This is a genomic window from Azorhizobium sp. AG788, from assembly GCF_943371865.1.
GTDB lineage: Bacteria > Pseudomonadota > Alphaproteobacteria > Rhizobiales > Xanthobacteraceae > Azorhizobium.
The window spans coordinates 232768-247111 of the sequence record NZ_CALRWL010000002.1; the positions used below are offsets into that span (position 1 = coordinate 232768).

A 14344-nucleotide genomic window follows, 5' to 3' on the forward strand; every position below is an offset into this window, starting at 1 on the left:
TCATCATGCTTCGCCGTCTTCATTCGCTGCCGGGCATCATGCTCGCGCTCGGCCTCGCTGTCGTCACCCTCACCGGGGCCATGCTCTCCGTGGAGCCGATGCTCGCCCGCCTCTCATCGCCGGAGATAGCGCTCGGCACCAGCGTCGCGACGCTTGCCGAGGCGGTCGCGGCCCGTCACCAGGGCATCGACACCATCCGCAAGCGCGCGGACGGATCGATCACCGTCGCCTTCAGCGACGGTGACGTGAATGGCGTTGAACGGATTGACCCGGCCAACGGGGCGGGGTTGGGGCCCTATCGGATTTCAGCAGCCTCCCGTTTCATGACCAACCTGCACCGTTCGTTCCTGGCGGGTGATGCGGGCCGTGCGGCCGCGGGCATCGGTGCGCTTGCCATGCTGGTGTTGACGGTATCGGGCATGATGATGCTTGCCCGTCGTATGGGAGGATGGCGAGCGCTGCTCCGTCCGATCCGCGGGACCTCCGCGCAGCGCTGGCATGGGGCGATCGGCCGTCTCGCTGCCGCCGGACTTGTGGTGTCGTCCCTGACCGGCATGTGGATGTCGGCAAGCACCTTCGGCTTCATCCCCGAGAGCGAGGTCGTGGCACCGGCGGTGGTGGCGAGCGGCGGGGCGCCCGCGCCCGTGGGGACTCTCGTGGCACTCAAGTCCGTCGATGTGGCGGATTTGCGTGAGCTGACCTTCCCGGCGCCCGGGGACCGCATGGATACGTACGGCCTGCGGACGTCGGCGGGAGAGGCCCGGATTGACATGGCGACGGGCACTCAGTTGGCCTTCACGCCGATCACGGCGCTCGACCGCCTTCAGGAGCTGATCCGCATGCTCCATACCGGCCGGGGCGCCTGGGTGCTCGGTCTGTGGCTCGGCCTCTCGTCCCTGGCCGTGCCGGTGCTCGGCGTGACCGGGATCGTGCTGTGGTGGCGCCGCCGCGCCGCGCGGCCGCGCATCGCCATGAATGCCTCCGCCCGCGCAGCCGACACCGTCATCCTTGTGGGCAGCGAGGGCAATTCGACCTGGGGCTTTGCCGCGACGCTGCATGCCGCTCTGACGGCAGCCGGCCACCGCGTTCACGCCGCTGCGATGAACGATCTTGCGCCGGTCCACGCGAGTGCTGAGCGTCTGCTGATCCTGACGGCGACCCATGGCGATGGCACCGCGCCGGTTTCGGCATCGAAGTTCCTCACGCGCCTGGCGACGATGAAAAGGCCGGTTCCGGTGGCGGTTCTTGGGTTTGGTGACCGGAACTTCCCGCAGTTTTGCCGCTTCGCCGAAATGGTTTCAGCGGCGCTCGAGGCGAAGGGCTGGCCAAGGCTCCTGCCGATGAAGCGGATCGATCGCCGCTCGGCGCAGGAATTCGCCCAATGGGGACAGGACCTCGGCGCCTTGCTCGGCCATGAATTGGTGCTCACGCATGTTGCCGAACGGCCGAAGACGGTGACGCTTGAACTCGCCGAGCGCGAGGATTACGGCATTGCGGTCGGCGCGCCGGTTGCGGTCTTGCGCTTCCGAGCACCCGGGACCGGCACCAAGCCGGGCCGCCTGCCGTCGTTTGAAGCGGGAGACCTCGTCGGAATCCTGCCGCCGGGCGATCCGATGCCCAGGTTCTATTCGCTGGCATCTTCGGTGTGCGACGGCGAGCTTGAGATCTGCGTGCGGCTGCGCGAGGGCGGCCTCTGTTCGACCTTCCTGCATGCTCTTGAGCCGGGCGACCAGATTAATGCATTCGTCCGAGAGAACCCGGCGTTCCGCCCGGCTGAAGGCAGGGAGCCGCTCATCCTCATCGGCGCGGGCGCCGGCATCGGCCCGCTCGCCGGCTTCGTGCGCGCCAACGACACCGGCCGTCCGGTCCATCTCTACTGGGGCGGCCGCAGCGCGGCTTCGGATTTCCTGTACGAGCATGAACTGGCCCAGCACCTCGCCGAACGGCGCCTGACCTCCCTGAACACCGCCTTTTCTCGCGGCCCGGAGGGCGGATCCTATGTCCAGGACCGCATCGCGGCGGACGCGCCCCGCTTGCGTGAACTGATCCGGCAGGGCGGGCAGATCCTGGTGTGCGGGGGCCGGGACATGGCGCAGGCCGTGACCCTCGCGCTCGACACGGTCGTTCGGCCGCTCGGCCTTGACCTTGCCACCCTCAAATCCGCAGGACGCTATGTCGAAGACGTCTACTGATCCCGCCCGTAGCTCGGTGGTGCTCCGCCGTCAGGCGTTGAGCGGCCCCGGCATGGGTTCACGATGGTCGGCGCTGTTCTACGCCGGCGGTAATGTGGACGAGGCGACACTGACCCGCCGCCTTCAGGGGGCTGTGGATCGCGTTGAGCAACAGATGTCCACCTGGCTGCCAGACTCGGATCTGGAGCGGCTCAACTCCGCTCCCGTGGGCGCCTGGGTGAAGGTCCCCCGAGACCTGACGCATGTGCTCGCCGCGGCCCTGGAGATTGGCCGCCTGTCGGCGGGGGCGTTCGATATCGGCGTGGGCGATCTGGTCAAGGCCTGGGGCTTCGGCGGCGGGTCGCGCGTGCCGGATGGCGAAGGCATCGCTGCGCTCGCCGGCCGCTCCTTGTTCGAACCGCCGAAGACGCTCCAGCTTGATCACACGGGCCAGCGTGCGCGCCGTCTGGCACCGCGGCGGCTTGATCTCTCCGGCATCGCCAAGGGCTACGGCGTCGACGAACTGGCGCGGGTGATGACTGAGGCTGGAATGTCCTCCTGGCTTGTGGGCATAGACGGCGAGATGCGGGCCGAGGGCATGAAGCCCGATGGCAGCCCGTGGACCGTTGCCCACGAAAAGCCCGTCCCGGGAGAGCGCGAGATCCTCGGAGTGCTGGAGTTGTCCGGCGCTGCTGTCGCTACCTCCGGCAGCTATCGCCATCGGATGGAGGTGGGGGGACGGATGCTCTCCCACACCATGGACCCGTTTCGGGGCGCGCCATTGGAGAGCGACCTCGCCGCCGTCACAGTGCTCGCTGAGACCTGTATGGCGGCGGATGCCTGGGCCACGGCTCTGCTGGTGCGTGGGGCGAAGGATGGTCCGGCACTCGCCCGCCGTCTCCGCCTCTCGGCATTGTTCGTGAGGACTGACGGGGAGGTGGAGGCAACTTGGCATTGACCGGCTCGCCGCTCTCCATGAACGGGCCGATTGGGCCACTTAGGTTCGAGCAGTCAGGTCGAGCGCTTTGAGGCCCCTCAATGCGCCAGGAGCCGAGTTCGGGTGTGATGTCGTGGGAGTCGCTCGGTGGTGGTCAATCGCGGCACGTCGCGGCGCGAAAGAAAAGCAAAGACATGCGACACATAAAACTGGCCCTGCTCGGCATCCTCGCCCTGATGTCCGCGCTTTGGATCGCGGCCGAGCCCGGTGCGGTCGAGGGGAGGAACGTCTTCGCGGTACGGGCGTCGGCCGTGCAATATAGCGGCGTCCTCGCCATGGCCGTTATGAGCGTGGCGATGATGCTGGCATTGCGTCCTCGCTGGCCCGAGCGTTGGATGGGCGGGCTCGATAAGATGTATCGCCTGCACAAATGGCTGGGCATCACCGCCCTCATCGTCTCGGTCGTACATTGGCTGTGGGCACAGGGGCCGAAGTGGGCGGTTGGTTGGGGGCTTCTGGAGCGCCCGGACCGCGGCGCTCGCCTGCCCATCGCGAACCCGGTTGAATCCTTCCTTTCAAGCCTGCGGGGCACCGCCGAAGGTATTGGCGAGTGGGCATTCTACGGCGCAGTTGCGCTGATCGCCCTGGCACTGATCCGCGCGTTTCCCTACCACTGGTTCTACAAGACCCATCGGTTGCTGGCGGTCGTATATCTGGTGCTGGTGTTCCACACGATGGTGCTTCTGAATTTCGCGGATTGGGTCACGCCGCTCGGCGCCATGGTGGCACTGCTGCTCGCTGGCGGTACCTTCGCTGCCGGGGTTGTGCTCCTGAGGCGGGTCGGCACCGCGCGGCAGGTAAATGGGCGCATTGTCGAGTTGAACTATTTTCCGGGCGTGAAGGCGCTCGAAACCACCATCGATATGCCTGCTCGCTGGCCGGGACATCGGGCTGGCCAGTTTGCCTTTGCCTTGTCCGATGCCTCGGAAGGTGCGCATGCCTACACCATTGCTTCGGGCTGGCATCCCGATCATCCACGGATCACCTTCGTGACCAAGGAACTGGGCGACCATACCCGCCGCCTCAGGGAGAGCCTCAAGGTGGGGCAGGAGATACGGGTCGAGGGACCCTATGGCTGTTTCACCTTCGACGACGACTGCCGCAACCAGATTTGGGTCGGCGGCGGCATCGGCATCACGCCGTTCATCGCGCGCATGAAACACATGGCTGTGCGCGGCCAGATGCCCGACTGGCCCGAAGGGCAAAGTGTCGACCTGTTCCACACCACCAGCGATGTGGACGAGGGGGCGCTCGCCAAGCTCGCGGAAGAAGCGAGGTTCGCCAACGTACGCCTGCACGTGCTGATCAGTGCACGCGACGGCCGGTTGACCGGCGCGCGCATCCGGGGCGCCGTGCCGAATTGGCGGGAGGCCAGCATATGGTTTTGCGGTCCCGCCGGCTTCGGGACGGCACTAAAGCGGGATTTCGCCGCCCTAGGCTTCCCTGTGGAGCTGAGGTTCCATCAGGAACTCTTCGATATGCGCTGAGAGCCCCGGCATTTGGGCCGGTCGACGGTTGGGCCAAGCCGGGATAGTGACGTGAGCCCCTGATCCTCCTCCAGATTTAGGTAGAGTCCGTCGATTATGGAGACGGACGATGCGACCATCACTATCCGGCGCGGCCCGCCGAGCGATATTCAAACTCGGGCGCGTGTTGAAACGCGTGTCTTAGGTCTGCGCCCTATTTTTAGAAGCGCCCGGTCTCCGCCCGGCCCCCGAACGGTTGTGACGCGCGCGTTTCATACTCGGCTAAGCAGCGTCGTATCCCCGCATTTTCTCCATCCGCGACAGCCACGCGCCCAGCGCTGGCAGAGGCGCGCCCAGGTCTTCGAGGCCCAGGGCCATCTCGATGGATTCCGGACGCACTGCGACCCGTCGCAGCATCTGGATGTTCCGAAGTGCGACAATGTCCGCTGCGGTGATGTCGTCACCCGCCAGATAAAGCGCGGTCGACAGCGCCTGCTCCATCCAGCCAAGCGCATCATGTACGCGAGCGGCAGACGCACGCATCGCTCCGGGATTGTCTTTCGCATAGGGGAAGACGCGGTGCTGCGGGTGCCGCTCCGTCGTCTTCGGCCGCTGATAAATGGCGACAAGGCCCATACAAGCCATAATGCGCCGCACGCGCGTGCGCCCCGCCTCCTGCCCCTGCCGGCGTAAATGGCGGACCATCTGCCGCGAGCCGTACCATGGCGTTTCGAGGAACTGGCCATCGATCGCCCGCATGACGGCGAGCGTCTCGGGGCTTTCGGCCCTCGGGCTCCCATAATAGGCCGACCGGCTGATACCGACCAAGGCGCACTGGCGCGTGATCGGTCACCGAGGGTGATCCGGCTCGATGATCTCGCGCCTCTGCCTCACGCTCAACGACCGGAGGCCCGACGCAAAAAATCCCGTTCCACCACCAGTTGGCCGATCTTGGCGTGGAGCTGGTCGATCTCGCTCTCGCGGGCGGCATCGGCGGCTTCCGCATTGCCGGAAAACACCGCAGCCATCCCTTCGATAGCCCTCTTCTTCCAGGTGTTGATCATCGTCTGGTGCACGCCGTGCTTCGCAGCCAGTTGTGCCACCGCCTGCTCCCCGCGCAGCGCCTCCAGGGCCACCTTCGCCTTGAAATCCGCTGAATACCGCTTCCTCCTCCCGGACATCGGGCTCGTCCTTCCGTAAGGCCGAACCAAGCTTAACTCCCTGTCCGGATTTCCGGGACCACTTCAATGATGCCGCAGGACGCGGTGGCGCGCCCGGCGCTATAGCATCCTGGACAATTCGGCGCTGATCTTTTGGGCCGTTTCACGCACCAGCCTTCCGCAGAGTTCGTGGCGCCGCTCGTCGTGCCGGTACACCGGCATACTGATGCTTACCGCCCCAATGGGCTCCCGAGAACGATTGAAGATCGGGCTGCCGATACAGCGGATGTCCGGCTCGTTTTCCTCGTCGTCGAACGCGAATCCCTGCTCGCGCGTCCGCTTCAATTCATCTAACAGCGCTGCGGGTGTCGTGAACGTCTTGGCGGTGTGGCGCCTCAGGTCAAGGCCCTTGAGAACGTCCAGGAGCCGTTGATCGGGCAGCCCGGACAGCCACGCCTTTCCTACGGACGTGGAGTGAAGTTCGACCTGGCCGCCAATACTGGTTTTCATCTGCACCCTGTTGGAGCCTACCAACTTGTCTATGTAGACCATCCGGTTGTTGCTCGGCACCGCAAGATGCACGGTCTCGTCCGTTGCGTCGCGAAGCGACACCAGAAAATCCCTTGCGATCGTCCGCAAGTCGGAGTCTTCCCAAGTCTTCGCGGCAAACTGGAGGAGACGTGGCCCCAGACGAAACGTTCCATTCTCTCCTGCCTGCGTGACGAGCCCCTCCGCGATGAGCGCCGAAACGAGGCGATAGATCGTACCCCGGGGAAACGGCGCGCGCTTTGTAAGCTGCGCGATGTTCAGCGTTCCGGGGGCCTCCGCAATGATTTGCAGCACCGCCATGAACTTCGAGAACGAGGCCGCTCCTTGCACGTGATTAGGCGCTCCAACATCGCCCTCGTCCTGCGGCTCACTCTTGGTCACGGGAATACCTCGCAAGCTTGACATCGGAACATGACGGCACTACAAAATTTGGGCAGATTGTCCACATTGTAGTCAACGCGCTTCGTCGGTTCTAGCCGCGTGATCGAGGAGGATCAACGGCAAACTCTCAAACTCTCAAACTCTCAAACTCTCAAACGCCGAATGTGAATGGATCGGGCCGTCCGCGCCTTCCGTAAGAGAAGGACGGTAGTTCATGCTTGGAGGAAGCAAATGTCCAAGAAAGGCTACTGGGTTGCAATGGTCGATATTGCAGACCATGAGGGATACAAAGAATACATTGCGTTGAACAAGGCGGCGTTCGACAAATACGGGGCGGCCTTTGTTGTTCGCGCCGGACAGAGCCAGGTTATGGAAGGCCCTGACGCGAACCGTCTGGCAGTAATCGAGTTCAAGGATTATGAGACCGCGCTCGCCTGCTACAACTCTCCCAAGTATCGGAAGGCTATCAAGGCCCGAGAGAAGCATGCCAAGGTGCATCTGGCCGTGGTGGAAGGTGTCTGACACCAGACGAATTGCCTGGGGCCTCCTGTCATGCCGGCTGGAGGAATAGTCGCGTTTATCTTGCGCGCAGTTCGACCGGATACGTTAAGTGGGCCTTACCCACCCAGCCTGCTGGAAGTGCTCGGCTCAAAATCTCCGTATCCTCGTTGGAGTGCGGCGAAAGTCGCATGCGCGCACAACCTGTGTGAGCGGCCATGTCTTCAGCGTTGCAATGGCTATTCAGAGCTTTTGACGTCTTCGTCGTCATCGGGATGGCTGTCATCAGCCTCCTAATTTTAACAAATGTCGTGCTGCGCTATGGCTTCAGCTCAGGCATTCCGTTTGCAGTTGAAGTGTCCCGTGTCGTCCTCGTCTGGGTCATCTTCATGGGATCCGTGGTGGCTCTGGCCAAGGGCGCGCATCTCGGCGTCGAGTCTCTGGTCGTCCGGTTGCCTCGAAGGGCACGTTTCCTCTGCTTTCTTGCTTCTTATGGCCTGATGCTGTGGTGCTGCTGGCTGCTGGGAGAAGGCTGTTGGTCGCTCACCCTCATCGAGTGGGGCAACGTTCAGGCGCTGTCGGGGATTCCTGTCGGCGCTATCTATGCCGCGGGGTTCGTCGCCGCGATCCTGATGGCCCTCGTTCTCCTTCTTGATCTGTGGCGCTCGCTGCGCGGCATCCTGCCCGCCCCCTGGTCGGGAGTGGAGCATGTTGAGCCGCTGCCAGTCGTGCTCCCCCTGCGCGCTTCGGAGGAAACACCGTGAGCGGCTTGGTATTTATCGTTTCCCTCCTCGGTGCGATGGGCATCGGGATTCCCATTGCCTTCGCCCTGATGCTGTCGGGCGTTGCGATGATGCTTCTGATGGGAAATCTGGATTCCACCATCTTGGCACAACGCTTGGTCAATGGCGCGGACAGCTATCCGCTGATGGCAATCCCCTTCTTTCTCATCGCGGGCGAGCTCATGAACGCCGGCGGCCTCTCCCGCCGCATCGTCAACGTGGCGTTGGCGCTCGTCGGTCACATCCGTGGCGGCCTCGGTTACGTGGTCATCGGCACGGGCCTGATACTTGCCAGCGTCTCCGGCTCCGCAATCGCGGATACGGCGACGCTCGCTGTCATGCTAGTCCCGTTGATGCGGGATGCCGGCTACCACATGGGGCGAGCCTCGGGCTTGATGGCCGCGACAGGCATTATCGCACCCATAATCCCGCCATCTGTCGGGTTCATCATTCTGGGCGTCACCGCAAACATTTCCATCGTCGGCCTGTTCTTCGCCGGAATCGTGCCAGGAGTGATGATGGGGCTGAGTCTCATGGTCGCCTGGTGGTTCCTCTCCAAAAAGGAGACGGCGACGGTTCGGCTCAAACTGCCGCGCAGGGATCTCCCGAAAACCGTTGTGACCGCCGGCTGGGCGTTGATGATGCCGGTGATCATCCTGGCGGGACTGCGGTTCGGCATCTTCACTCCAACCGAGGCCGGCGTTGTTGCCGCCGCCTATGCACTATTCGTGGGGCTGTTTGTCTATCGCGAGCTGACACCGCGGTTGCTCTATGACGCACTGCTCGCGGCCGGGCGCTTGACGGCGGTGATCATGCTGCTAGTCGCAGCCTCTACTATCTCCGGCTTCATGCTGACCATCTCCAATATGCCTGCCCAGCTCGTCAGTCTCCTCCAGCCATTCATCAACTCGCCGATCCTGCTGATGGGTATGATCGTCCTTGCGGTGTTCATCGTCGGCACGGCGCTCGATTTCGCACCCTCCATCACCATTCTCGTGCCCATCCTCATGCCGATCGTCAAAGCGGCCGGTATCGACCCGGTCTATTTTGGGGTCATCTTCATGATGGTCAACGCGGTCGGCCTGATCACACCTCCTGTCGGAACGGTCCTCAACACAGTGTGCGGAATCAGCGGAGTTTCGATGGAGGCGGCAACGAAGGGCGCCATGCCCTATCTTGTGGCGCAGATGCTTCTCATTGTGCTGCTGGTTCTGTTTCCGGCATTGGTGACCGTGCCCGCGAGCTGGCTTCGTTGAGGCTCGGACCATTGAGGAGTTCGGCTGGACATTGACGATGGCCTTCCGCCGTCCCGACGAGGACGGCGGTAGGGCCCTGACGCGGGAGTTGCGGGCGCTGGCACAACGCAAATCTGAATGCTCGCAGGTATTCGGGAAGTGGATTCCTGTCAAAGAGCGGTTCCGGCCGTGCACAGAACGGGCAGGGTGAGGTATACGAGACGCGACCCCATCTCAGTCGGAGAGCCGGGGCAGCCCCTTCCTCCTCTGTGAGATTTCCCGACCGCAGGGCGTCAGAGTCCCCCGGCGACCGTGATCAAGGTGCCTGTCATGAATCCGGAGCCGGGAGACGCGAGCATCAGGGCAGCGCGCGCGATATCCTCGGGCTCCGCGATGCGCCCCATGGGCGTTACCGCGGCAATCCTGGCCGGGCGCTCGGGATTTCCGCCTTGTGTGTGTATCCGCGTGTTGGTGGTCCCGACGCGGATGGCATTTACGCGGATGCCCTCCGGTGCCAGTTCCTTGCCCGCGCCGAAGGTAATGGATTCCACGGCCCCCTTGGTGGCGGCATAGTGGACATATTCGTTGGGGCTGCCGAGGAAGGCGGCCAGCGACGACATGTTCACGATCGTCCCGCCTTGGCCGCCCTTGCGGGTGGACATGCGTCTCGCAGCCTCCTGGATACAGTACATGACGCCGAAGACGTTTATCCTGAAGGCGGTCTCCAGCACCGCAGGCTGCAACTCCTCTATCCTGCCGGCTTTCCCAATGATCCCGGCATTGTTGACCAGGCAGGTCACTCTTCCAAGTTCATCGTCGCAGGCTCTGAACAGAGCCTGTATGTCCTCCCTCTTCCCCACGTCTCCCTGGACCGCGATGGCCCGTGCGCCCGCGGCCGAGCAAGCCTCGACGACCTCGGACGCTGCGGCGCTGTCCGAGAGATAGTTTATGCAAACATCATAGCCGTCAGCGGCGAACAGCCTGGCCGTTGCTGCACCGATGCCGTGGCTTGCGCCCGTCACGATCACGATCGGTCTCACGGAACTGCCTCCTCGGTCCTTCCCTGGGGTGTTCTCAGCTTAAAAAACGGCCTCGAGGATCGCGGCGTAGTCTTCCTTGGCCAAGGGACGTGGATTGGTCGGATGACTGTGGTCTGCAATGGCTCGCTCACACACCCAATCGATGACGTGGCGCGGCACCCCAAGTTCGGACAATTTCGGTGTGATGCTCAATCGACTGTTCAACTCGTCCAGTGCGTCTGCGAGGGTTGTTGCTTCAAGCCCTGCCAGGCTTTCGAGGTGGCGGACCTTCTCGGCAACTGCTTCGACTTCCACATTCCACCGAAGTACGGTCGGCATCAGGATGGCGTTGAGCGTTCCATGATGAAGCTTCGCCTCCTTGAGGCCGCCCAGGGCATGGCTCAGCGCATGGACCGCTCCGAGGCCCTTCTGGAATGTCATGCCGCCTTCCAGGGCGCCCATCATGAGTTCGGTCCGCGCCTCGGCATTCGCGCCATCGGTGTACGCAACAGGCAAGGCCTTCCAGATGCGCTTGAAGCCGTCCGTGGCGATCGCCTCGGCGGGCGGGTTGAAGCGGGGGGACAGGTACGTTTCGATACAGTGCGACAGTGCGTCGAGACCTGTCGAGGCCGTCAGACCCGGAGGAAGCCCCATTGTCAGGGCAGGGTCACAGACCGCTCTGCGCGGGATCAGGAACGGGCTGATGAAGCCGAGCTTTCGGCCGTCATTCAGCGTGATCAGCGCCGCGCGGCCAACTTCGGAGCCCGTGCCAGCCGTTGTCGGGATGGCCACGAGCGGCGCCACTGCGTTTGTTATGCGGGCTACGCCGCCTAGAATCGCCGCATAGCGCTCCAGTTCGCCATCGTGCGTGGCAAGCAGAGCCACGCCCTTGGCCAAGTCGATGGGAGATCCCCCGCCGATCGCCACGACGCCATCGCAGCCGCTGTGCCTGTACAGTTCGAGACCAGCAGCAACGGCGCTTTCCGTGGGGTTGGTGGGAACGTCCAGGAAGACCGGAGCCGAACTTAGAAACGCAAATCCCGGGCGGTCGAGCAGACCGGCAGCTTTGATGCCGTGATCGCTGATCACCAGAGGGCGGGACATGCCGAGTTCGCGCAGTGTTTCCGCCAGCGAATCGGAGGCACCCAGCCCGAAATTGATGTTTGTAAGATAGGTTATGGTATGCACGCTGCCGCTCTCCATTGATATTCCGCCCACCTGCATCGCTACAGCCATCGTGGCATACGGCATGTCATTGTTTAGCCGACGCATACAAACGTACGACTGTCAGCACTCTGCGCCCACAATGTGGGCATAATGTCCATATATAGGTGTATGCGGAAGTCTTGCCTTGTCAAGCACCGCCTCCGGCTTGCGGCGATACCGCGGCCGCTCAGCGCCTTGGTTTCAAAACAGAGGTTAGAGCATGGATCACCACGCCCTTCCTCAAAGACTGCGCCACAAACGGGAACGTCGTCTTGGCTTAAGCCAAGCAAATATTGGCTCCCACCCTCGCTTAGGGCGTCGTCGTCATGGACAACGTGCGGGCCGACAAAGGCTGCCGGCGGTCAAGCCGCGATGGAGGCGACGGGCGCGAGCTTGCCGCCGATCGCAGGTCTCAGAGAGCGGCGGTGAAGCGTTGACAATTGGTTTTTTGTCTGTCCATCATAGCTTGTTGGACATATTGCCCACATTATGGACGCGCGCCTCGATTGCAGGTTTGGGTCGCATCCGAGGGATACTTGGAGTGATCTCGTCGATGGCCCGGTCCCTCGTGGGCGGGCCCTGGGTCTTACCTACCTTTGCGGTGGAGGGAGGGCGTCGGCCAATTTGTTCTGGGGTTACACCCGTCGCAAATTCAGAAATTCGAGGATCACACTACCGTCGGTGCCATCTTCAACGTGGAGTTCGCTACAGGTAACGGACTCTTCGCTTCAGCGTAGAAGGCGCGATGCCTCTCCTTTTGGACAAAATGTCCATATCCTAATGTCAGCCCTGTTCCCCTGTTGACGACAGTTTCTGCACCCTTGGTTCTAATAAAAAAATCCAGTGGGAGGTTAAACTATGAAAATAAGACTTATAACTGCGGCAATTCTGGGAGTGTTTCTGGCCCCCGCTCTGGCCATGGCTCAGAATCCGCGCCTGGGATACGTGCCTGTAGACGATCATCCCGTTGGACAAGCTTCGCGGCATTTTGCGAAGCTGGTGGAAGAGAAGACCGGTGGCCGCATCAAGATCGAAACATTCGGCAACGGCCTGCTCGGAAGCGAGCCCGAGATGCAGGCGTCGGTTCAGGCCGGCTTCATCGACGTCATGGTTGGACCCACGCCGAACCTGGTCGGCGTAGTTCCGCAATTCATGATCTACGACCTTCCGTTCTTCTATAAGGATTTTGCCGCGGCAGATGCCGTCATGGACGGCGCGGTCGGCGAAAAGCTGTTTGCACAGCTGAAGGAAAAGACCGGCATCGTGGGGTTGGCTTGGTGGGACAACGGCTTCCGTCACTTGACCAACGCAAAACGTCCCGTCAACACGGTGCAGGATATGGCCGGGCTCAACGTCCGGGTGATACCGAACCCACTGTTCATCGCGACTTGGACGGCCCTGGGAACAAATCCGACGCCTCTTCCTTGGCCCGAACTTTACAGCGCGCTGGAAAATCGTGCTGTAGACGCTCAGGAGACGCCGTACGCTCTGATCTATACCGCAAGGTTCTATGAGGTGCAGAGCCATCTAGCCAAGACTGGCCATGTCTATACGCCGTTCGTTCTTCTTGCCAGTCGTAAGTGGTTTGGAAGTCTTTCGGAAAAGGACAAGGCTCTGGTCATGGAAGCGGCAAAGGAATCGGCAGCCTTCCAACGCGATCTGTCTCGCAAGGCGGCCGAGCAGTTGGAGGGGGAGCTCGAAGCGAAAGGCTTCAAGATTACCCGACCCACGCCTGAAGCTATCGCAACCATGACCGGACGCGTTGCGCCTGTGGTGAAAGAGTACAGCAAAAAAATCGGCGTCGATCTGGTCGAGGAGGCGCGCGCCGCCATGGCCGCGGGTGCCAAGCCGTAAGGGGCACGTCTATGGCGCCGGAGCCTAGTTCGCCTGCTCCGGCGCTCATTCGCAGAAGCATAGTCCGCCTGATTCAGTTTGAAGCCGCGTGCTGCGCGCGCGGTGCTACTGACCTTGGGCCAAGGCCGCGCTCTGCTCGTGATGACTCTCGAGCAGCACGGCCGACAATGCCAGAATTTTTGCTTGTGGTGCTTCCTTACGCCATACCAATCTTGTCTTCACACGCCCAAATTTCCCGCGCAGCTTGTGAACACAGAGGCGGTCGCGCTCGGTGTATGTGTCGAGCACGCTGTAAGGCACGAGCGCTACACCCATTCCGACGGCAACACAGCCGAGGATCAGGTGATACGAGCCGACTTCCACGACCCGCTCCGGGACGACGTGGCCGCGTGCAAACCAATCCTCTAGTCGTTTGCGGTGCGGGCATCCGGGGTGAAACGCGAGAATGGATTTCGAAGGAAGGTCCTTCGGTGACGTGATCGGACCGTGCTTGACTTCGGCGACGATCACGAGCTCTTCATCGTAGATCGCCATCGTCTCCAAGCGGCGGTCTGATACAGGGTCGGCAATCAACGCGGCATCAAGTTCGCAGTTGAGGACCTGATTGACCAAGTCTCGCGGATCTCCAGAATAAAGTTCCAGCGCCACGTCTGGATATCTCTCATGGAAGCGACCGAGAGGCCCAGGGAGACGGACCGCTGCCGTGCTTTCCATCGCACCAAGCCTCAAAACACCCATTGGTTGGTCCGTCTGAACCGCGCTTGCTGCCTCATTCGACAACGCCAGGATGCGGTCCGCATAGCCGACCAATATCTTTCCGGCCGGCGACAACTGCAGCCGTCTTCCCTCGCGCAAGAAGAGTTGGACGTTGAGCTTCTCCTCCAAGGCTTGAATGCGCGATGTGACGCTCGACTGTGCTCGGTGCAGAACCTCGGCCGCGCGAATAACCCCACCGGTGCGGACGACGGCCAGGAAAACGGTCAGGTCGGAAATCTCCACAGGCATATCTCCATTTCCGAATAGTTC

The 14344-nt window shown here is 62.3% G+C and carries 12 protein-coding genes and 1 pseudogene; 7 read left to right on the forward strand and 6 right to left on the reverse strand.

Translation table 11 applies throughout. The features are described from left to right. The first annotated feature begins 5 nt into the window (after positions 1-5). The 3 genes from AAG816_RS02440 (at position 6) to AAG816_RS02450 (ending at position 4655) form a co-directional block, all read left to right on the forward strand. Complete coding sequence (locus AAG816_RS02440) at positions 6-2192, forward strand: PepSY domain-containing protein (protein WP_341987812.1); 2187 nt, start codon at positions 6-8, stop codon at positions 2190-2192. Then, on the forward strand, positions 2173-3129 hold the full coding sequence (locus tag AAG816_RS02445; RefSeq protein WP_341987813.1) for an FAD:protein FMN transferase: 957 nt from the start codon (positions 2173-2175) through the stop codon (positions 3127-3129). Before AAG816_RS02440 ends, AAG816_RS02445 begins: the two co-directional genes overlap by 20 nt. A gap of 173 nt (positions 3130-3302) precedes the next feature. Then, a complete protein-coding gene (locus AAG816_RS02450) occupies positions 3303-4655 on the forward strand; it encodes a ferric reductase-like transmembrane domain-containing protein (protein WP_341987978.1) in 1353 nt (450 codons plus the stop codon). Between the two features lie 261 nt (positions 4656-4916). Here the strand turns inward: AAG816_RS02450 and AAG816_RS02455 are convergent, their stop codons facing one another. The 3 genes and pseudogenes from AAG816_RS02455 to AAG816_RS02465 all read right to left on the reverse strand — a co-directional run bounded on the left by AAG816_RS02455 (position 4917) and on the right by AAG816_RS02465 (position 6724). Then, entirely contained in the window at positions 4917-5177 is a 261-nt protein-coding gene (locus AAG816_RS02455; protein WP_341987979.1) for a glutathione S-transferase C-terminal domain-containing protein, read from the reverse strand. 21 nt (positions 5178-5198) lie between these two features. Then, positions 5199-5815 (reverse strand): annotated as a pseudogene (locus tag AAG816_RS02460) (IS3 family transposase); the annotation flags it as partial. Between the two features lie 99 nt (positions 5816-5914). Beyond that, positions 5915-6724: an IclR family transcriptional regulator gene (locus AAG816_RS02465; protein ID WP_341987815.1), complete on the reverse strand. Its 810-nt coding sequence runs from the start codon at positions 6722-6724 to the stop codon at positions 5915-5917. A gap of 231 nt (positions 6725-6955) precedes the next feature. On the opposite strand from AAG816_RS02465, the gene AAG816_RS02470 reads away from it, so the two are divergent. The 3 genes from AAG816_RS02470 (at position 6956) to AAG816_RS02480 (ending at position 9260) form a co-directional block, all read left to right on the forward strand. Continuing rightward, positions 6956-7246 carry a DUF1330 domain-containing protein gene (locus AAG816_RS02470; protein WP_341987817.1) on the forward strand — a complete coding sequence of 97 codons (291 nt, stop codon included), beginning with the start codon at positions 6956-6958 and terminating at the stop codon, positions 7244-7246. A gap of 194 nt (positions 7247-7440) precedes the next feature. Further along, positions 7441-7986, forward strand: a complete 546-nt coding sequence (locus tag AAG816_RS02475; RefSeq protein ID WP_341987818.1) for a TRAP transporter small permease — start codon at positions 7441-7443, stop codon at positions 7984-7986. Beyond that, positions 7983-9260: a TRAP transporter large permease subunit gene (locus AAG816_RS02480; protein WP_341987820.1), complete on the forward strand. Its 1278-nt coding sequence runs from the start codon at positions 7983-7985 to the stop codon at positions 9258-9260. The genes AAG816_RS02475 and AAG816_RS02480 overlap by 4 nt, the downstream gene beginning before the upstream one ends. 272 nt (positions 9261-9532) lie before the next feature. Here AAG816_RS02480 and AAG816_RS02485 read toward each other — a convergent pair whose 3' ends face one another. Both AAG816_RS02485 and AAG816_RS02490 read right to left on the reverse strand, forming a co-directional pair. Then, positions 9533-10279, reverse strand: a complete 747-nt coding sequence (locus AAG816_RS02485) for an SDR family oxidoreductase (RefSeq protein WP_341987822.1) — start codon at positions 10277-10279, stop codon at positions 9533-9535. 39 nt (positions 10280-10318) lie between these two features. After that, on the reverse strand, positions 10319-11446 hold the full coding sequence (locus AAG816_RS02490; protein WP_341987980.1) for an iron-containing alcohol dehydrogenase: 1128 nt from the start codon (positions 11444-11446) through the stop codon (positions 10319-10321). 876 nt (positions 11447-12322) lie between these two features. Here AAG816_RS02490 and AAG816_RS02495 point away from each other — a divergent pair. Beyond that, complete coding sequence (locus AAG816_RS02495) at positions 12323-13318, forward strand: TRAP transporter substrate-binding protein (protein WP_341987823.1); 996 nt, start codon at positions 12323-12325, stop codon at positions 13316-13318. Between the two features lie 105 nt (positions 13319-13423). Here AAG816_RS02495 and AAG816_RS02500 read toward each other — a convergent pair whose 3' ends face one another. Continuing rightward, positions 13424-14317 (reverse strand): LysR substrate-binding domain-containing protein, encoded by an 894-nt coding sequence (locus AAG816_RS02500; protein ID WP_341987826.1) that lies wholly within the window; start codon positions 14315-14317, stop codon positions 13424-13426. Positions 14318-14344: the final 27 nt, after the last annotated feature.